Annotated in this window: 19 protein-coding genes; 10 read left to right on the top strand and 9 right to left on the bottom strand. The window is 45.9% G+C overall.

From position 1 onward, the window contains the following. Positions 1 to 37: 37 nt before the first annotated feature. The 4 genes from CKQ84_RS07930 to CKQ84_RS07915 all read right to left on the bottom strand — a co-directional run bounded on the left by CKQ84_RS07930 (position 38) and on the right by CKQ84_RS07915 (position 3427). The gene (locus tag CKQ84_RS07930; RefSeq protein WP_105253028.1) at positions 38 to 601 is read right to left on the bottom strand and encodes a type I DNA topoisomerase; all 564 of its coding nucleotides are present in this window, start codon (positions 599 to 601) and stop codon (positions 38 to 40) included. A gap of 119 nt (positions 602 to 720) precedes the next feature. Next, on the bottom strand, positions 721 to 1194 hold the full coding sequence (locus tag CKQ84_RS07925) for a DUF494 family protein (RefSeq protein ID WP_006083793.1): 474 nt from the start codon (positions 1192 to 1194) through the stop codon (positions 721 to 723). Positions 1195 to 1196: 2 nt separating this feature from the next. Continuing rightward, entirely contained in the window at positions 1197 to 2213 is a 1017-nt protein-coding gene (dprA, locus tag CKQ84_RS07920; protein ID WP_173913166.1) for a DNA-processing protein DprA, read from the bottom strand. Between the two features lie 83 nt (positions 2214 to 2296). Then, positions 2297 to 3427 carry a LysM peptidoglycan-binding domain-containing protein gene (locus CKQ84_RS07915; protein ID WP_105250830.1) on the bottom strand — a complete coding sequence of 377 codons (1131 nt, stop codon included), beginning with the start codon at positions 3425 to 3427 and terminating at the stop codon, positions 2297 to 2299. A gap of 125 nt (positions 3428 to 3552) precedes the next feature. Here CKQ84_RS07915 and def point away from each other — a divergent pair, with 125 nt between their 5' ends. From def to CKQ84_RS07890, 5 genes are read left to right on the top strand one after another with little or no spacing between them, the layout of a single operon-like run. Then, positions 3553 to 4065 carry a peptide deformylase gene (gene def, locus CKQ84_RS07910; RefSeq protein ID WP_206766142.1) on the top strand — a complete coding sequence of 171 codons (513 nt, stop codon included), beginning with the start codon at positions 3553 to 3555 and terminating at the stop codon, positions 4063 to 4065. A gap of 8 nt (positions 4066 to 4073) precedes the next feature. Then, complete coding sequence (gene fmt, locus CKQ84_RS07905) at positions 4074 to 5030, top strand: methionyl-tRNA formyltransferase (protein ID WP_105250828.1); 957 nt, start codon at positions 4074 to 4076, stop codon at positions 5028 to 5030. Between the two features lie 2 nt (positions 5031 to 5032). Next, positions 5033 to 6319 carry a 16S rRNA (cytosine(967)-C(5))-methyltransferase RsmB gene (gene rsmB / locus CKQ84_RS07900; RefSeq protein WP_105250827.1) on the top strand — a complete coding sequence of 429 codons (1287 nt, stop codon included), beginning with the start codon at positions 5033 to 5035 and terminating at the stop codon, positions 6317 to 6319. A gap of 15 nt (positions 6320 to 6334) precedes the next feature. After that, positions 6335 to 7744: a Trk system potassium transporter TrkA gene (gene trkA / locus CKQ84_RS07895; protein ID WP_105250826.1), complete on the top strand. Its 1410-nt coding sequence runs from the start codon at positions 6335 to 6337 to the stop codon at positions 7742 to 7744. Between the two features lie 20 nt (positions 7745 to 7764). After that, positions 7765 to 9207 (top strand): TrkH family potassium uptake protein, encoded by a 1443-nt coding sequence (locus CKQ84_RS07890; RefSeq protein WP_105250825.1) that lies wholly within the window; start codon positions 7765 to 7767, stop codon positions 9205 to 9207. 54 nt (positions 9208 to 9261) lie between these two features. On the opposite strand, the gene hemG (CKQ84_RS07885) is transcribed toward CKQ84_RS07890, so the two are convergent. Then, positions 9262 to 9816 (bottom strand): menaquinone-dependent protoporphyrinogen IX dehydrogenase, encoded by a 555-nt coding sequence (hemG, locus tag CKQ84_RS07885; protein WP_105250824.1) that lies wholly within the window; start codon positions 9814 to 9816, stop codon positions 9262 to 9264. 199 nt (positions 9817 to 10015) lie between these two features. On the opposite strand from hemG (CKQ84_RS07885), the gene CKQ84_RS07880 reads away from it, so the two are divergent. Beyond that, positions 10016 to 10324, top strand: coding sequence for a metalloregulator ArsR/SmtB family transcription factor (locus CKQ84_RS07880; RefSeq protein ID WP_105250823.1), 309 nt, complete (start codon positions 10016 to 10018; stop codon positions 10322 to 10324). A gap of 63 nt (positions 10325 to 10387) precedes the next feature. Here the strand turns inward: CKQ84_RS07880 and hemG (CKQ84_RS07875) are convergent, their stop codons facing one another. The 4 genes from hemG (CKQ84_RS07875) to pepQ form a co-directional block, all read right to left on the bottom strand. Beyond that, positions 10388 to 10912 (bottom strand): menaquinone-dependent protoporphyrinogen IX dehydrogenase, encoded by a 525-nt coding sequence (gene hemG, locus CKQ84_RS07875; RefSeq protein WP_105250822.1) that lies wholly within the window; start codon positions 10910 to 10912, stop codon positions 10388 to 10390. 2 nt (positions 10913 to 10914) lie between these two features. Next, positions 10915 to 12372, bottom strand: a complete 1458-nt coding sequence (locus tag CKQ84_RS07870) for a TrkH family potassium uptake protein (RefSeq protein ID WP_105250821.1) — start codon at positions 12370 to 12372, stop codon at positions 10915 to 10917. A 77-nt stretch (positions 12373 to 12449) separates the two neighbouring features. Further along, complete coding sequence (locus CKQ84_RS07865) at positions 12450 to 13064, bottom strand: YigZ family protein (RefSeq protein WP_105250820.1); 615 nt, start codon at positions 13062 to 13064, stop codon at positions 12450 to 12452. 27 nt (positions 13065 to 13091) lie between these two features. Further along, positions 13092 to 14414, bottom strand: a complete 1323-nt coding sequence (pepQ, locus tag CKQ84_RS07860; RefSeq protein ID WP_014609504.1) for a Xaa-Pro dipeptidase — start codon at positions 14412 to 14414, stop codon at positions 13092 to 13094. 490 nt (positions 14415 to 14904) lie between these two features. On the opposite strand from pepQ, the gene fadB reads away from it, so the two are divergent. The 4 genes from fadB to tusA all read left to right on the top strand — a co-directional run bounded on the left by fadB (position 14905) and on the right by tusA (position 20073). After that, positions 14905 to 17055, top strand: a complete 2151-nt coding sequence (gene fadB, locus CKQ84_RS07855) for a fatty acid oxidation complex subunit alpha FadB (protein WP_105250819.1) — start codon at positions 14905 to 14907, stop codon at positions 17053 to 17055. A gap of 22 nt (positions 17056 to 17077) precedes the next feature. Next, a complete protein-coding gene (gene fadA, locus CKQ84_RS07850) occupies positions 17078 to 18241 on the top strand; it encodes an acetyl-CoA C-acyltransferase FadA (RefSeq protein ID WP_014609502.1) in 1164 nt (387 codons plus the stop codon). Positions 18242 to 18485: 244 nt separating this feature from the next. Next, positions 18486 to 19652 carry a diguanylate cyclase gene (locus CKQ84_RS07845; RefSeq protein ID WP_105250818.1) on the top strand — a complete coding sequence of 389 codons (1167 nt, stop codon included), beginning with the start codon at positions 18486 to 18488 and terminating at the stop codon, positions 19650 to 19652. A gap of 175 nt (positions 19653 to 19827) precedes the next feature. Next, complete coding sequence (gene tusA / locus CKQ84_RS07840; RefSeq protein ID WP_105250817.1) at positions 19828 to 20073, top strand: sulfurtransferase TusA; 246 nt, start codon at positions 19828 to 19830, stop codon at positions 20071 to 20073. The last annotated feature ends 22 nt before the right edge of the window (positions 20074 to 20095 follow it).

The following is a 20095-nucleotide window of genomic DNA, read 5'->3' as shown; positions in this document are numbered from 1 at the left end:
CATCGGCCAAATATTAAGATGCAGGTCACACAATAAACTAAAGTGGTCTTTTGTATTTACAGCTTTTTTGCGGGCATTCTAAACGCATCCCCGCCGCACCTTTACGCTCGACTAAGATCCCAAAACCACAACTCGGGCAAGCTTCAGCAACCGGAGGATAATTCACAATAAACTTACACTTAGGGTAAGCACTGCAGGCATAAAAACTCTTTCCGAAGCGACTCGTTCTGTGCTCAAGCTTACCCGCTTTGCATTCAGGGCAAGGAATGTCAGGCTTGTCACTCGCTTGATCCTGTTTTTCAATATGCGTGCAGCTAGGGTATTGAGTGCAACCGATAAAGATCCCAAATCGACCAGATTTTACCGCCAGCTCGTGGCCGCATTCAGGACATACAGAACCTTCAATCACTTGAGTTTCAATAGATTCGTGCTGCACTAAGGGTCGAGTGTAATTACAGCTAGGGTAATTATTACAGCCAATAAAACCGCCGTGCTTACTGTGTTTAACCGATAACTCGCTGCCACATTCAGGACAAAGTTCGTATTCTTTTTCCAGTGCGTGTTCGTGGGCACTAAATAATTGTTCATCAATCTTAGACATAATCATTCACCACCTGTAGTAGCGCATTAGGATATCAAGCGCAGTGCCATCAAGGAATTTATGGCATCAAAAAAGGAGGTCTTAGCCTCCTTTCTCTCATAATTCATCTTTCACAACAATTAAGAATGCAGTCGGCCTTCGGGCTGTTCGAAGATTAAATCTTCCATTTGCTCATAAGCGGACTCATGGCCAGGAGCATTAAACAGCACCATTAAGATAACCCATTTGAGATCTTCTAAAATCAGGGTTGGTTCATCCAACTCCATCACTCTATCGATCACCATTTCACGGGTTTCGACATTCAGCACTTTAACTTGCTCTAAAAACAACAAGAAACCGCGGGATTCTACATCCAGCTTGTCCATTTCGTCCTTCGTATAGATACGAAACGAATGCTGATCGTGATTACAAAGATAAGGTTTATCCCCTTCTTGTAATTCAGCTAAGCGCTCTAACCAAGTTAACGCTTTTAAAATCTCGGATTGATGAAATCCGGCACGAGTGAGTTCCTTGGTTAACTCGTCTTCATCAACTAGTAGTTCAACTTCACTGTGAACATAGTTTTCAAATAGATACATGAGGATATCAAACATGGCTAGCTCCTCTTTACTCTGACGTAACCACCGGGTACTGCTATTACCCAACCTTGCAACTCAAGTTCAAGCATTTGTTCTAACACCAGATCTATCGTTTTTCCACTATGTTCAACGACTGCATCAATTGATGTAGTTTCATAACCTACACTAGCTAACAGAGACGAAAATGGCAAATTACAAATCTCGCCTTGCTGTATATGGTGGCATAACTTCAATTCTTCAAGGTGGAAAGCGGTTAAACTTGCCAACTCTTCCACTATATCGGCAGCGGTTTCCACAAGCTTTGCTCCATCACGTAATAAATCATGACAGCCTTGATGGTAACCACCTAAGATTGAGCCCGGAACGGCAAACACCTCACGCCCTTGTTCCATCGCCAACCTAGCAGTGATTAAAGAGCCGCTTTTGCGACAAGCTTCAACCACAAGAGTACCTAAAGATAGACCGCTAATAATGCGATTTCGTTTCGGGAAATTACCCGCAAAGGGACCAGTATCAGGCCAAAACTCGCTAAGTATACAGCCTTGCCGCTGAATATCATGATAAAGCTGTCGATGTTTTCGTGGATAAATGATCTCTATGCCCGTTCCTAGTACGGCAATAGTGCGCCCTTGATGGTCAACACAGGCTTTATGGGCCGCCCCATCAATCCCCATCGCCATGCCACTACAGATACCAAATCCCATTGAGGACATCTCAACAGCCAATTGATAAGCGACCTGCAATCCGCCTGGAGAAGCATTACGACTGCCAACAATCGCAAGATAAGGAAGGGCTAACGCCTCTAAGCAACCTTTAACGAACAGAACGGCGGGCGGATCTGAGAGTTGTTTTAATAATGGGGGATAAAGCGGATCAGAGAAACAAAGCAGATGATGATCGGCGGCTTGCTGTTGCCATTCGAGGGCGACATCCACTTTTTGATAATCAATAACAAGGCTATGGAGCAGATGATCAGATAAAGGTAGCGCTTGTCTCTCATGCTCTAACCTTTGTCTGAGGTCGTCCACTTCCATGTGCGTTAATAATTGTTGGATCCGAGCGGGTCCTAGCCCAGATACAGCACAAACAACTAACCAATCGACCAAATTTTCAGAGATTATAGACCTCTTAAGGCTAAAGATTCTGGGGCGATTAACTTATCGTCGACACGAACAGGCCGCTCGGTGGAGACAATCAAACCTAAGCTCGCCTTATCAAACACTTTAAACACTAACAACTTACCATGATAAACATCCGGCATCTTAACTGCACGATCCGAAGAGACTGACGCCATTAGGTTATCATAGGCAGTACGTTCAATTGCAGGAACCGGCATACCGTCATTGTTGATAACAATAACCTCACCATCACGGTAAATAGAAAATACCACCCCAGGCTCGACGCCATCCTGAGTGCCTTTATCTAAGTACACGACATTCAACTTACCCGCTTCACGCAAATTTGATTCTGTCGCTAACACTAAAGCCGGTATCTTTAATTCCGCAGGTTTAGGAGTAAAGTAAGCTGACATCAAGGAATCACTTTCCATCGGCAATACTCTGAAGCCCGCTTTGGTTTCGCGAAAGCTCGTTAGCAACTTAATTTTTGAAACCTTACCAGACTCAATCACTTGCCCAGTAGACGACAAAATGGCTTCTTGTCCTAACGCTTCGCCTGACTCTTTATTGAAAAACTCGCGACCGCGTTCGTAAATACCATACTTTTGGTTTATTGGCAGTTCAGCATCAATATAAATCACATCACCCACAATATGGTGACGCGATGGACTTTCACCTGCCAGCACCATAGGTTGCTCAGTAAGCCAGTGAGTCTCGACGACCCGATTCTGCACTAAATATTGTTCAATCAAGGCTAAATCAACCGCTGGAATAGCATTACTCTTAGCAATGACACGTCCCTCGGGACTCTTTTTTACATGGGGTTTAGCACTATCGACAGTAGCACCATTACGCACAAGGCGCGGCTGACCATCAATAAATACCAGAGTGAGTTGATCGCCAGGGTAAATAAGGTGGGGGTTAGCAATCTGTGGGTTTACATCCCAAAGACTCGGCCATTTCCATGGGTCATTCAGAAACGCGGCGGAGATATCCCAAAGAGTATCGCCCTTTTTCACTACATATGACTCAGGATGCCCCGCCTTAAGCGTCAGGGTATCTGCGGCAACAAACGTGCAATTGAATGTCATTAACGCGAGTAAAATTAACCGTTTCATGGGTATTTCCATGTTGTTTAACTCTTAGTTTGAGCTTTTACTGTTATTGGTAGGCACTAAAGATTAAAATTAACTCATTAGCATCAGTCAGTATAACTAACTGGCAGAGATTTGACAGACTTGTTAAGAGTTTATGTATGACACTATTAAAAGTATTACAATTCCCTGACGAAAGATTACGAACACAAGCCACACCCATCACAGAGTTTAATGCCGAGCTGCAGACTCAAATTGATGATATGTTCGAAACCATGTACCAAGAAAAAGGTATCGGTCTGGCCGCGACCCAAGTTGATTACCATAAACAACTTATTGTCATGGACTTACAGGATGAAGTCGAACGACCAAAAGTGTTTATCAACCCTGAAATTATCGCCAGCAGCGGTGACTTCTGCAATGAAGAAGGTTGCCTGTCGGTTCCGGGGATTTACGCCAAAGTCGATCGCGCCGAATTTGTCACGGTAAAAGCCTTAGACAGGCACGGTAACGAATTTATAGTTGAAGCCGATGAGTTATTTGCCATTTGTATTCAACACGAAATGGATCACCTCAAAGGCAAATTGTTTGTCGATTATTTGTCGCCGCTAAAACGTCAGCGGATCAAACAAAAACTTGAAAAAGCGGCCCGATTGGACGCCAAAGAAGCATAGGATCAGATTTGAAACCACTCAACATCATCTTTGCCGGAACACCGGATTTTGCCGCTCGCCACTTACAAGCACTTTTAAACTCACACCACAATGTGATTGGCGTTTACACTCAGCCCGATAGACCCGCTGGCCGCGGCAAGAAACTGACCGCCAGCCCAGTAAAAGAACTCGCTATCGCCAATAGTATTCCAGTGTTTCAACCCGGCTCATTACGTAAAGAACCCGCGCAACAAGAACTTGCCGCACTCAACGCCGATATCATGGTGGTCGTAGCTTACGGTCTGATCTTGCCAAAAGTCGTGTTAGATACACCGCGTTTAGGTTGTATTAACGTTCATGGTTCTATTTTGCCACGCTGGCGTGGTGCCGCACCGATCCAACGCGCACTTTGGGCCGGCGACAAAGAAACTGGTGTAACAGTTATGCAGATGGATGTGGGTTTAGATACAGGTGACATGCTGCTTAAAACCTATCTGCCGATCGAAGATAACGACACGTCAGCCAGCCTTTACGAGAAACTGGCAGAACAAGGTCCCGTTGCCCTATTGCAAGCACTCGAAGGTTTGGCAAATGGCACCTTAGCCGCTGAAAAACAAGATGAAGCCTTAGCAAACTACGCAGAAAAACTCAGCAAAGAAGAAGCCAGACTCGACTGGAATAAATCCGCTAAACAGTTATGGCAAGAAGTCCGTGCCTTTAATCCTTGGCCTGTGAGTTACTTTGAGCACCAAGGTAACACTATAAAAGTGTGGCAAACTCAAGTCAGCGAAACCACCAGCACAGCCGCTCCAGGCACTATTATCAGCGCCAGCAAAAAAGGCATAGACGTTGCCACCGCTGATGGTGTGTTAACCCTGCTGAGTATGCAGCTTCCGGGGAAAAAGCCACTCAATGTTGCTGATATTCTCAATGCTCGAGGTGAATGGTTTAGCCCGAATACTCGCCTCGCACACGAGGCACAATAATCATGAACTTGCGCGCGCTTGCTGCGAAAGCCATCTTCGAAGTATTAGAAAAAGGCGTGTCACTGTCAGTGGCATTGCCTGATCAACAAAAGCATCTTGCCAGCGGCAAAGATAAAGCCCTACTTGCCGAGATCTGCTACGGCGTGATGCGCACTCTGCCACAAATAGAAAAACGCATCAGTGAATGCCTAGAGAAACCACTTAAAGGCAAACAAAGGATTATCCACCAGCTCCTGATCGTAGGTTGCTATCAACTGTACTTCACTCGTATTCCAAGCCACGCCGCAATTTCAGAAACTGCCGAAGCCTGTCGCCAATTAAAATTTGAAGGCATGGTCAAAGTGGTTAATGGTGTACTGCGCAATATTCAGCGCCAGCTATCGCCGCTAAGCACAGAATCAGATACCTTAAGCTATAACACACCCGCTTGGTTAATTAAGCGCTTAAAAGAAGCCTATCCCGAGCAATGGCAAGACATCATTCAACAAAGCCATGAACGCCCGCCCATGTGGCTGCGTAACAATCGCTTATCCCAGAGCCGTACCGAATACCTCGCTGCCCTAGCCGAAATCGACATTGAAGCGAGCGAAGGCAGCAGTGCCGATGCCATTATCCTAGCGCATCCAAAGGATGTCGCCACTCTGCCACACTTTCATGAAGGTGCAGCGTCAGTGCAAGATGGCGCGGCACAATGGGCGGCGACCTTACTTGCCCCGCAAGCGAATGAATTAATACTCGATGCCTGCGTGGCACCCGGTGGCAAAAGTTGTCACTTACTCGAACTTGAGCCGAGTATCAAATTAGTCGCTGTTGATTTTGATGCCAAACGCCTTGAACGTGTGCAACAGAACCTTGACCGCTTATCATTAAAAGCGGAGCTTATCCATGGTGATGCGGCCAACATAGACTCATGGTGGCAAGGCGGACAATTTGATCGTATCTTACTGGACGCGCCTTGCTCAGCCACAGGAGTGATCCGCCGCCATCCCGATATTAAATGGTTGCGAAAAAACCATGACATTGAAGAATTGGCTGAACTACAACAGCAAATTCTCGATCATTGCTGGAAGTGGCTAAAACCCGGTGGCACGCTTCTTTATGCCACTTGTTCGATTTTACCGCAGGAAAACCGCGACCAGATCAGTGCGTTTTTAGATAGAACGGTAGATGCTAAGCTAGACACACTTGCCCAGCAAAATTCGCCACTGGATATAGGTTGGCAAATCACGCCAGGACAAGACAATATGGATGGGTTTTATTATGCCCGTTTATTGAAAGCGACTGATTAGGAAGTAAGCAAGGCCATGAAAATTATCATATTAGGTGCGGGTCAAGTTGGGGGAACCTTGGCCGAAAATTTGGTGGGTGAGAACAATGACATCACCATTGTCGATTATGACAAATCCAGATTACGCGCCCTGCAAGATAAATATGACCTTCGCGTCGTAGCGGGCCATGCCGCTCACCCTGATGTGCTCAGAGAAGCAGGCGCAGAAGATGCCGACATGCTTATCGCTGTAACCAATAGTGATGAATGTAATATGGCTGCCTGCCAGATTGCCTATACCCTTTTTGGTACGCCGACTAAAATTGCCCGTATCCGCTCAGAACCCTATTTGGCGATGCGCGATAAACTCTTTATCGACAGTGAAACCAAAAATAGCGATGGTCGTCCCCGTGGCGGCTTCGTGATCGATGAATTAATCGCCCCTGAACAGTTAGTGACCGCTTACATCCAGCGACTCGTAGAATATCCAGGCGCATTGCAAGTGCTTGAATTTGCGGAAGGCCGGTTGAGCCTAGTGGCTGTTCGAGCCTATTACGGCGGCCCACTGGTGGGGAATGCATTAGCGGCACTTCGCGAACACATGCCCAATATTGATACCCGGGTCGCGGCGATTTTCCGCCAAGGCCGCGCTATTATGCCTCGCGGAACGACCATTATCGAAGCCGATGATGAAGTCTTCTTCGTTGCAGACAGTCGCCACATTCGTGCTGTCATGAGCGAAATGCAAAAACTCGATAACTCCTACCGCAACATTATGATCGCCGGTGGCGGTAACATAGGCCTAGGTTTAGCAAAACGCCTTGAGCGCACCCACTCGGTCAAACTGATTGAGCATAAATTAGAACGTGCAGAAGCCTTATCGGAGCAGCTGGAAAATACCACAGTGTTCTGCGGTGATGCCTCAGATCAAGAATTACTGCTCGAAGAACACATAGACCAAACCGACGTATTTATTGCGGTCACCAATGACGACGAAGCCAATATTATGTCCGCCCTGCTAGCAAAACGTATGGGCGCGAAAAAGGTCATGGTGCTTATTCAACGCGAAGCCTATGTGGATATAGTGCAAGAAGCCAACATCGATATTGCAATCTCACCACAGCAAGCGACGATTTCAGCACTATTAACTCATATTCGTCAGGGTGATATCTGTAACGTTTACTCTCTACGTCGTGGGGCGGCCGAGGCAATTGAAGCCATCGCCCACGGAGATGCCAGCACTTCTAAAGTCGTTGGCAAAGCCATTGGTGATATTAAGTTGCCACCGGGGACAACGATTGGCGCCATTGTCCGCAATGATGAAGTGCTGATGGCCCACGACAAAACCGTGATAGAGCAAGGAGATCACGTGATCTTGTTCTTAGTGAATAAAAAGTTTGTCGGCGAAGTCGAGAAGCTTTTCCAACCAAGTGCTTTCTTCTTCTAAGAACCTTAGTAAGCCAACTTATGCTGAACTTTAGACCGCTATTGTTTATTTTAGGACTGTTTTTGTCCATGCTGACAGCCTTCATGCTGATCCCACTGCTCCTCGCCGCATACAAAGGTGAGGAAACTGTGGGCTCTTTTATGGTGTCAGCATTAGTCACAGGCATTAGCTCAAGCCTGTGTTTACACAATGGCCAGAGCAAAAACATTAACCTCAATATCCGCGATATGTTCCTACTAACCAGCCTAACGTGGTTGATCGTAAGCCTATTCGCGGCCATGCCATTTACCCTTTATCACGGTATTGGTTATACCGACGCCTTCTTTGAAACCATGTCCGGCATCACGACCACAGGTTCTACTGTACTCTCAGGGTTGGATACTATGGATCACAGTATCTTAATCTGGCGCTCTTTATTGCAATGGCTAGGTGGGATTGGTTTTATCGTAATGGCGGTGGCGATTCTACCCTTCTTAAACGTTGGCGGGATGCGGCTATTCCGCACTGAATCATCCGATTGGAGCGATAAAGCCGTGCCTCGCACCCAAAGCATGGCTAAGTATTTATTCTTTATATATATTTTACTAACGAGTATCTGCTGTGTTGCCTATCATCTGGCGGGAATGACTTGGTTTCAGGCCATCAATCATGCAATGACCACCCTCTCGACTGGTGGCTACTCGACCTCAGATAGCTCAATGGCGGCGTTCTCCAACTCTGCACACTGGGTTGGGACTTTCTTTATGGCAGCAGGTGGCTTGCCACTACTCATGTTTGTACAAACCATACAGCAAAGGGATCTACGGATTTGGAACGATGCTCAGGTCAAAGGCTTCTTATTTTTCCTCACGTTTGTCTCTTGTTCTATTGGCTTCTGGCTGTGGCAAACCCGCGACATTGAACTTCTAGATGCACTGCGTTTATCCAGCTTTAACGTGGTATCGGTAGTCACCACTACAGGTTATGGCTTAACGGACTACGGTGCTTGGGGCGCCTTTGCCAATATCGCCTTCCTGTTTTTAATGTTTGTCGGTAGTTGCTCTGGTTCCACTTCGGGTGGGATTAAGATCTTCCGTTTTCAAATTGCTGGGGCCATTATGCGCGAACAATTGAAACAGCAATGTCATCCAAACGGTATCTTTAGGGAACGTTACAACAACCGCATCATCAGTGATGATATCGTGCGCTCTCTGATCACTTTCGTCCTGCTGTTTGTGATGGTGATTGTAGGCCTGTCAGTGATTTTAGTGCTCACGGGTCTCGATCCTGTGACCAGTTTCACGGGCGCGATTACGGCAGTCACTAACGTAGGCCCTGGTTTAGGTCCTATTATTGGACCTGTAGGCAACTTCTCAACGCTACCCGATGTCGCTAAATGGGCGTTGTCACTCGGCATGCTCCTCGGTCGTTTAGAAATATTAACCGTGGCGGTGTTGTTCCACCCGAGTTTCTGGAAGTACTAATTCAGTAGAGCTTGAATACTAAAAAGGCGCTTAACTTGTTAAGCGCCTTTTTTATTAAGCAGTTGCAGTAACGTCAGCTAATTCCAACAGATGATCAGCATAGACTTTCACATCAGCCCAGTCGGTATAATCGATAACTGACTTAGGATCAGTTGGACCCTTGGTCATCTTCATAATCAACTGAATCGCCAATCTGTCATACCAAGGCCATGAAGGATAATCCACTTTGCCCGCAATAATTTTAAGATCAGCAGGCGTCCATGGCGATAACGCAATGAACTTTTGCAGATATTTATTATTTGCAGGGATACGTTTTTCAGGATTTCTCGCCACAACATTGACGCAGAAAAAACTGTTTGGCAATGCGCCCAGAGCCTGTGCATGCTGCTCAATAAATTGAAAAACGCTCTTATCATAGGTGCCATAGAGCACGCAGGCACCTAAGGCAACGACATCATAATCAGGCCAATTAATACAAGTCGCGGCAGCACTGTTGATATCGATGAGGTCAACCTTAGCGTCACGAAATCTTAATTGCTCGGCAATTGCACTGGCAATCTTGGCCGTATGGCCACCACGGGTAAAATAAAGTACGAGGACGCGTGTCATAGGCAATTCCCGATCCACTGAGTAATACCACCATTGTGGCAAGGTTACGTTAAATAAACCTCTGATAGGATCACAAATCAGTCGTATCTCATATTCTGAGATGCAAAAATTGAGATCTGCATTGCCGAGCAGTATGATTGCGTAAACACATGTGTTCAATTAGAATTATCTAATCAAAAGCGATAAAGTGAGTGACCTTATGCAAAATGACATAGATGTAGATGCAATGGTAACTAATGCGGAAAGTGCGGCTAAATGGCTCAAGGCCATAGCGAACCCTTATCGCCTAATGATTTTATGTCTATTACTAGACAAAGAATTGAGCGTAACCGAGCTCAACGCCACAGTGCCATTAAGCCAGTCGGCCCTATCCCAGCATTTAGCCGTATTACGCGCAGAAGATCTGGTGGATACCCGTAAGAGCTCGCAAATTGTTTACTATAAACTCAAGAACGAGCAAGTCACCCAAGTGATTTCGATTCTGCATAGCCGCTACTGCGCGGCCTAACACTGCAAAATTAGCCTAAATTTAAGCCCTAACCTCTTGCAAGTGATTAGGGCTTAATGGTTTTTAATGTTGGCTAAAACGGTTACCGAAGGCATCGACTTTTGCCCAATCGGTAAACTCAAAAGTGCCTGTGATATCCGTTGGCCCTTTAGTCAACCACATGATAAAACGTATCATGGTCCGATCGAAGAAACCGTATTTAGGGTAATCAATCTTGCCTGCAAACACTTCTAACAGCTGGGGTTGCCACAGTGAAAGCTTGAGAAACTTTTGCATATAAGGATTGGTTTCAGGCGTATTTTTTAAGGATTTGCGCGCCACTACGTTAACGGTAAAAAAACCATTAATCTTAGTATCTAGCACTGCATGGTGGCGATTCACATACTGATAAAGCTCTGGTCTATGTTTACCATAACGAATACTGGCACCAATCAGCACTTTATCAAAATCCACTAGACTCAACGCTTCCGCCTGCTCTAATGTGGCGAGCGAAACCTGCTCTCCCGCCTGTTCAGCAATCGTCTTCATTTTTTGGCAAATTGCCAATGTTTGGCCATCTATCGTCGAATAGATTATTAACGTCTGCATGATTAATTCTTCCAAAAAGTTGGCGTAAACAAAATCAGTAAGGTAAATACTTCGAGGCGACCAAACAGCATAGCCACGACCAATACCCACTTGGCTCCATCACCAATACTGGCATAATTGCTCGCTACCTCACCTAAACCTGGGCCTAAGTTGTTTAAGCATGCCGCCGTGGCACTAAAAGCCGTAATATCATCTAATCCCATCGCCATGAGTGCAAGCATACAAATCACAAACACCAGCGCATAGGCAGAAAAGAATCCCCAAACAGCATCAACCACGCGATCGGGCAAGGCTTTAGAGCCAATCCTAATCGAAAACATTGCCTTAGGGTGAACGAGTCGTTTCAATTCACGGGAACCCTGTAACAGCAGTAAAATTACTCGAATGACCTTAATCCCACCCGCCGTTGAGCCACCACAGCCACCGATAAAACTCGAAAACATTAATAGTATGGGTAAAAATAATGGCCACAGATGGAAGCTATCAGTGCCAAATCCAGCCGTAGTGGCAACTGAAACTGCCTGAAATAAAGCATGATCTAAGGTTTCTTCTGGCGAATCATAAATACCAGAACGATAAAGCGTGAAGAAACAAATCGCTGTGAGAATAAGTTGAATCGCCACCAGCATCTTAAATTCAGCATCTTTAAAATAGACTCTAACGTTAATCCCACGTCGTGAGAATGCCGCAAAATGCACGCTAAAGTTAACCGCAGAAACAATTAAAAAGAACACACAAATAAGATTAATAGTAGGACTATCGAAATAGCCCATACTGGCATCGTGGGTCGAAAAACCTCCAATGGCTATGGTCGAAAATGAATGACAAATGGCGTCAAAAATACTCATGCCCGCCCACCAATAAGCCGTCGCGCAGGAAATCGTTAGCAGTAAATAGATATACCAAAGTGCTTTAGCGGTTTCGGCTATCCGCGGGGTCATCTTACTGTCTTTCACTGGCCCCGGAATTTCTGCGCGATAAAGCTGCATTCCTCCCACACCGAGCACAGGTAAAATAGCCACTGCGAGCACAATAATCCCCATGCCGCCAAGCCATTGCAACATATGGCGGTAAAACAAAATGGCCTTAGGTAGGAAATCGAGCCCGACAATGACAGTGGCTCCGGTGGTAGTTAACGCAGAAAAAGATTCAAAGAAGCTGTCTGTCCAGCTTAAGTCTGGCTGACTCGAAAAGATAAACGGCAAGGCACCAATAGAACCCAGTACAGTCCAGAACAGCACGACAATCAGGAAGCCCTCTCGCGTACGCAATTCTTCTTTGCAGTGGCGGTTTGGATACCAGAGCCAAAAACCAATAAATAGGCTAACAAAAAATGCCTGCATAAACGCCGTGCCGCCGCCATCGTTATACCAAACAGCGATCAGTGCTGGTGGCAGCATAGTGATTGAAAATAAACCAATCAGCAGGCCTATGATTCTAATTATGGTTTTATATTGCATTACGCGAGTTCAATTATTCCATTGGCTGTAAAGGTATTTTCAGCATTTGGGCTATTTTGGCATAATTTACGCAGGCATCACAGCTCAAACTCGGGCCTCAAACTTCCTTGACTCAGTGTCGCCAGCGACTCACAAAGCCATGCCTGTTGCTCTCGCCCTATCTCAAACACAATATCGACCGCTGCGGCAAATTGCTTATCGATGATCACGGCATCCACTTGCTGTAATAGATGCTCGACATCGCGCAGCTGCGCATAATCACAATGCAACTTGGCGGGATACCGTAACTGTTTGAGTCGCGTCGGTAATTGAATCAAGCCTTGCCTTAAGCCCGACGTATAAGCCCGAACGAGTCCACCTACGCCTAGCTTAGTACCGCCATAGTAACGCACGACAACGGCGCCAACTTCGCCAATATGTGCCCCTTGCAACACAGCTAACATAGGGCGGCCTGCACTGCCAGCGGGCTCACCGTCATCACTCGAACCAATCAAGACGCTATCATCCGGTGCGCCAGCAACAAAAGCTGAGCAATAGTGGCTTGCGCCGGGATAGTCACGCTTTATGTCAGTAAGTACTAACTTTAATTTATCGACACTATCGCAATGAAACAGAAAAGAGATAAAGCGACTATGCTTTATCTCTTCTTCAATGACGATTTCATCACAGGGAACGTTATAACTTTCGAGCACGAATTCGCCCTAATCTATTTTCAAACATCAATCGGCTAAGCCGAGCTCACGGGTCATATTCTCGTTTCTATCTTGGTGCACTATGACGTTATCTTCGATACGAATACCGCCAAAAGGCCTTAACTCATCAACCGTTTGCCAGTTGATCTGTTGGCCACGACTATCTTGTTTAAGCTCATTGAGCAAAGTATCTATGATGTATAACCCAGGTTCCATAGTCAGCACTTGGTTTGGCGCTAAAATGCGGGTGCAACGTAGGAATGGATGGGCCTCGGGGGCCGCGATATGTGTACCGCGCTCATCGTGGGAGAAGCCACCCACATCATGCACTTGTAAACCTAACATGTGGCCTAAACCATGGGGGAAGAAAGCACTGGTAATGCCTTCTTCAACCAAACCTTGGGCATCACCCGTGGCTAAATCAAAATCCAATAGCATTTGCGCGACTTTAGCGTGAGTCGCTAAGTGTAAATCAGGATAACGCACGCCGGGGCGCATCATGTCGATAAGCTCAAGCTGCGCCTTATTCATCGCAGCGATCAACTCATCGAAACGATTCTTCTCGAATGCATAGGTTCTAGTGATATCAGACGCATAACCAAAGTAGCTCGCGCCCGCATCGATAAGAAAAGACAAACGTTTCGCAGGGCTTTGATGCTCGAGCGCGGTGTAATGCAAAATCGCCGCATTTTGATTAAGAGCGATAATATTGCCGTAGGGCACTTCATTTTCGCTCTGACCCACGGCAGATAAATAATGCTGTTGGATCTCGAACTCACTAGCACCGTTATAAAACGCATTTTTAGCAGCCAAATGTCCCTGCACCGCAATTTGGTTGGCGCGGCGCATACATTCCAGCTCATATTCAGTTTTAGTGGTTCTGTGGTAATGCAAATAGCTCATCACAGCATCGGGATTGCGACTGGTAAAACCCAGCACTTCGGCTACATCTAAATGCTCACCCAAATAAGCCCAATTAACTGTGTCTTTAGGTAACAGCTCAGCGACCTTATCGGCCTTAGTTAACAGCTTAATATCAAAATGCTCGGTCCAGAACATATCCGGCACATCGGATACTTTGTGCCAAAAATCCACAGGACGATAAAAAATCAGCTGCGGCTTATCGCGACCATTGACGACTAACCAGCAATTCGGATTATCCAACACTGGCAACCATGCCTTGAAGTGCGGGTTTGCTTTAAAGGGATAATTGATATCATCCAAAAACATCCGATGCGGCTGACCCGAATGGATCACTAAACCAGACAAGGCTTCTCGAGACAAAATCTCTGCGACTCGGCGGTTTAACTCGGCAATATGGGCACGATAGTGATGAGCCAACTGATCCATTTGTCATCTCCTGCAATGAATAAAAGTTAATATTATGAGCCAAATTTGCCCACATAATCTTAATCTGATCATGAACAACAGATTCAATCAAAACGTTAAACTGTCACTCAATCTAAAATACATGGCTGCTAAACAAAGAACATAAAAGCGATAACATCATGATTATTTTTAATAATTCTATTCAACCCTAGCGTGGCTGCAGCGTTTAAACGTCTAAGGAAAACAGCCACAAAGACCTATTTATCTGCAAAGTGATTTAACGCACTCTAGGTGTTCTACACTCTGTGCAGTGTATCACAAAGGTGAAAAATCACTCTAGCCGACAAGAAATTAAACAGTCGTTTAAATTGGGTGTTGTAATTTATCGAATTTCGAAGCACACTGGCATACAACTGGTCAAATGATGGCCGAAGCTGCTGTGAGATAGAGAGTCGTACTAGCACCAACACATAATGGTGGGTATCACTTTTAAGCCAAAAGGAAGCAAGCAATGATCTACCAAAGTCCTACAATTCAAGTTGAGTTACTCGAGGATAATATTGCCAAGCTGTGCTTTAACGCACCCGGTTCGGTGAACAAATTCGACAGAGAAACCCTCGCTTCGCTCGATGCCGCATTAGACAGCATCAAGCAAAATTCCAATATCAAAGCGTTAGTGCTGACCTCCAGTAAAGATACCTTTATTGTGGGTGCCGACATTACCGAATTTTTAGGCCTATTCGCACAAGATGACGCCGTACTGCTCTCTTGGGTTGAACAAGCCAACGCTGTCTTCAACAAACTCGAAGACTTACCTTTCCCAACAGCATCTGCAATCAAAGGCTTTGCCTTAGGTGGCGGCTGTGAAACCATTCTGGCAACGGATTTTCGTATCGCAGATACCACAGCCAAAATCGGTTTACCTGAAACTAAACTCGGCATCATCCCAGGCTTTGGCGGCACAGTTCGTCTGCCACGTGTGATTGGTGCAGATAACGCACTTGAATGGATCACCACAGGTAACGACCAACGCGCTGAAGATGCACTGAAAGTCGGTGCTGTGGATGCTGTGGTTGCGCCAGAAGCATTAGAAGCGGCTGCGATTCAAATGCTCAAAGATGCTGTTGCTGAAAAGTTGGATTGGCAAGCGCGTCGTAACCGCAAGCTGTCTGCACTAACACTGCCAAAACTTGAAGCTATGATGTCATTCACCACAGCCAAAGGCATGGTGTTTGCGGTTGCGGGTAAACACTACCCTGCACCAATGGCCGCAGTAAGCGTAATTGAGCAAGCATCAACTAAAGGCCGCACCGAAGCACTGCAAATCGAGCATCAAGCCTTTATCAAACTGGCTAAAACTGACGTTGCTAAAGCGCTTATCGGTATCTTCCTTAATGATCAATTCGTTAAAGGCAAAGCGAAAAAAGCGGGTAAATTAGCCAAAGAAGTGAAAAACGCTGCCGTATTAGGTGCTGGCATTATGGGCGGCGGTATCGCCTACCAAAGCGCCAGCAAAGGCACACCGATTGTCATGAAAGACATTGCCCAGCCAGCATTAGATTTAGGCCTCAATGAAGCCGCCAAACTGCTGTCTGCCCAAGTTGCTCGTGGTCGTTCAACGCCAGAAAAAATGGCCAAAGTGCTGAACAACATCACGCCTTCATTAGATTATGCTGCGCTCAAACACAGTGATGTCGTCGTTGAAGCCGTTGTTGAACATCCAAAAATTAAAGCACAGGTTTTAGCCGAAGTTGAAGGCTATGTGAGTGAAGATGCAATTATCGCGTCAAACACCTCAACGATTTCAATCAACTTGCTCGCTAAGAGCATGAAGAAACCTGAGCGTTTCTGCGGTATGCATTTCTTCAACCCAGTGCACAAAATGCCGTTGGTAGAAGTTATCCGTGGTGAGCACAGTTCTGAAGAAACCATCGCCTCTGTTGTGGCTTACGCCAGCAAAATGGGCAAAACCCCAATCGTGGTAAACGATTGCCCAGGCTTCTTCGTTAACCGCGTACTCTTCCCTTACTTTGCAGGCTTTAACGGCTTACTTGCCGAAGGTGGCGACTTTGCTGCAATCGACAAAGTAATGGAAAAACAATTCGGTTGGCCAATGGGCCCTGCTTACCTGCTCGACGTAGTGGGTTTAGACACAGGTCATCACGCCCAAGCCGTTATGGCTGAAGGTTTCCCTGATCGCATGGGTAAATCAGGCACTGATGCGATTGATGTGATGTTTGAGAACAAACGTCTTGGCCAGAAAAATGGCAAAGGTTTCTATGTCTATTCAGTCGATAGCCGTGGTAAACCGAAGAAAGATGTCGATCCAACGAGCTACGGCCTATTGAAAGCTGCCTTTGGCGAATTAAAAGTCTTTGAAGCCGATGACATTATTGCTCGTACTATGATCCCTATGATCATCGAAACCGTGCGCTGTTTAGAAGAAGGTATTGTCGCATCACCAGCCGAAGCGGATATGGGCCTAGTTTATGGCTTAGGTTTCCCGCCATTCAGAGGCGGCGTGTTCCGTTATTTGGATACCATGGGTGTCGCAAACTTTGTGGCCTTAGCAGACAAATATGCTCACTTGGGCGGTCTGTATCAAGTCACAGATGCGATGCGTACATTAGCAGCCAATAACGGTAGCTACTACCAAGCCTAATTAGCGGGAAAGGAATTTAATCATGAAACAAGCTGTTATCGTAGACTGCATCCGTACTCCGATGGGCCGCTCAAAGGCTGGCGTATTTCGTAATGTACGTGCAGAAACTCTGTCTGCCGAATTGATGAAAGGTCTGTTACTGCGTAATCCGCAACTCGACCCAAACCTAATTGAAGACGTGATTTGGGGTTGTGTGCAACAAACCCTAGAGCAAGGCTTCAACATTGCCCGTAATGCTTCACTATTAGCCGGCATTCCAAAGACCGCTGGCGCTGTGACGGTTAACCGACTATGTGGTTCATCAATGGATGCTATCCATCAAGCGGCGCGTGCGATTATGACAGGCATGGGCGACACCTTTATTATTGGTGGCGTAGAACACATGGGCCATGTGCCTATGAGCCATGGTGTCGACTTCCACCCAGGTCTTGCTAATAACGTGGCAAAAGCCTCTGGCATGATGGGTTTAACGGCTGAAATGCTGGGTAAATTGCACGGTATTACCCGTGAGCAGCAAGATGCTTTTGCAGTACGTTCTCATCAACGAGCTTATGCTGCGACGATTGAAGGCCGTTTTGCCAAGGAAATCTATGGCATTGAAGGTCACGATGCTAACGGTGCCTTAATTAAAGTACTGCAAGACGAAGTGATCCGCCCAGAAACCACAATGGAATCTTTGGCTGCACTGCGTCCCGTATTTGATCCAGTAAACGGTACTGTCACTGCGGGTACTTCTTCTGCACTGTCTGATGGCGCTTCAGCCATGCTGATCATGGAAGAATCTAAAGCGCGCGCACTTGGCTTACCAATTCGTGCACGTATTCGCTCTATGGCGGTTGCGGGTTGTGATGCGGCTATCATGGGTTACGGCCCTGTTCCAGCCACGCAAAAAGCGCTGGCTCGTGCCGGTATCACAGTTGCCGATTTAGATGTGATTGAACTGAACGAAGCGTTTGCAGCTCAGTCTTTACCTTGTGTAAAAGATTTAGGCTTAGCGGATGTGGTTGACGACAAAATCAACCTCAACGGCGGTGCGATTGCATTAGGTCACCCACTGGGTTGTTCAGGTGCGCGTATCTCTACGACGCTGATCAACTTGATGGAAGACAAAGACGCGACCTTAGGTTTAGCGACCATGTGTATTGGTTTAGGCCAAGGTATCGCCACCGTGTTCGAACGTGTTTAATTCGTTAATCGAATAATTATCAAAGCCGGAACTTGTTCCGGTTTTTTTTATGCCAAATATTCTGCCATCGTAAATATTAATATTTCTCATTTCTTCTGCTGTTCATTTGAAAATCAGTCCGTTATCGACTTAACTACAAGGGCATTACTGGCTATTGTGGACGACAACAGGCAAGCAATCATCAGCCAAATCTAGGCAGTGTAGTGCAAGGATGCAATTCGTTGTTTTACCAGAGGAATGCCTGATGCTACAAACGGAACAGACCCTTTTCGAACAAATGCGGATCACTGAGCTGGAGATCGAGTCTCGTAAAGCGCTCTTCTCTTTTACTGGGGGAGATGTAAAGGCCCTGCAATCCTTTAAGCCTATCATCGAAGAAAACATCGATAAAATCGTCGATGACTTTTACGGCTTACAAACCAGTGTGTCAGAAATTGCGCTCTTGATTGGAGACTCAGACACCCTTGCCCGCCTGCGTACCGCACAGAGAAGATATGTGCTTGATTTATTTAATGGTGTTTATGATCTTGAGTACGTAAACAATCGCCTACGGATTGGTTTAGTCCATAAACGCATTGGTGTTGAGCCCAAACTTTACCTGTCTGCGGTACACACACTCAAGGAGTTGATCTATGCAGTGATCAACGGCTCAGTACAAGATGTACGTCAAGCCGAACGTATTCGAGCCGCAATTGATAAACTCGTGCTGTTTGATGTCACACTAGTATTCGATACTTATATTCGCAGTTTAGTCTCCGAGATTGAGAACGCTAAAGATAAGGCCGAGAAATATGCCCAAAGCATGGAAAGCAAAGTCAAAGAGCGCACCCAGCAGTTAGAAGAACTCTCGCAAACCGATCCCTTAACAGGTTTGCTCAACGTAAGGCACTTACAAGAAACCGCAACTCGCATACTCAGAGCTGCCCAAAGACGCGCCGAGCCTGTATGTGTCATCTACTTAGATGTAGATGATTTTAAATTATTTAATGACACTCAAGGCCATAGATCAGGTGATGAAGTACTTTGTGCTGTCGCAAAAGCGATTAAAGAAACCACTCGTGCTGAAGATCATTGTTTTCGATATGGTGGAGATGAGTTCTGTATCATCATGCCTAACTGTCGTGAGGAACAAGCTCGCGAGAATTTCATCACTCGGTTTAATCAAAAAATAAAACTCAGTCTAAACAATATTTCCTTAAGCTTTGGCATTACAGATACTGGCCCCTATGAATATGAAGAAGCCAATAGCTTAATTCATAAAGCCGATCAAAAAATGTATAGCTACAAACGGGCGTCCAAATTGCAGCAACAAACTATGGCAGCTGCAAATGATTTAGCACCAGAGAATAGTACAGCTGTTATCCATCCAATCTCTCAATCTCAAAGCGCTGCTGATAAAGCCGTTGAGTAATGTTAATTACTATCAGCCATAAGTTTGTTCCACGTGGAACATTTTATCTCTAGCTTTGGTAACGACAAAAAGCACACCAATCAAACCACATCACAAATTGAGACCACCAACTTGGTTTATCATGGGGGCTGGAGTAACATTAGCTAATTCTGCTTAACCGTTCAGTAGAGGTAATATGAACGACGCTTTCTCAACCGCACAGCATAGGCTCGATGCACTAGGCTTACGTTGCCCAGAACCTGTAATGATGGTGCGTAAAACGGTAAGACAAATGGCTGCAGGCGAGACACTGCTGATCATTGCCGATGACCCTGCAACGACACGCGATATTCCAAGCTTCTGTGAGTTTATGGATCACACCCTTATCGCCAGCGAAACGGCTCAGACGCCATACCAATATTTGATCAAAAAAGGACTTTAAGTCGTATCGTTTTAGCGACTTA

The organism is Shewanella sp. WE21 (assembly GCF_002966515.1).
In the GTDB taxonomy this organism is placed as follows: Bacteria; Pseudomonadota; Gammaproteobacteria; order Enterobacterales; family Shewanellaceae; genus Shewanella; species Shewanella oncorhynchi.
The sequence above is the reverse complement of the archived record's forward strand: the minus strand, read 5'-3'. Positions and strand labels throughout refer to the sequence as shown.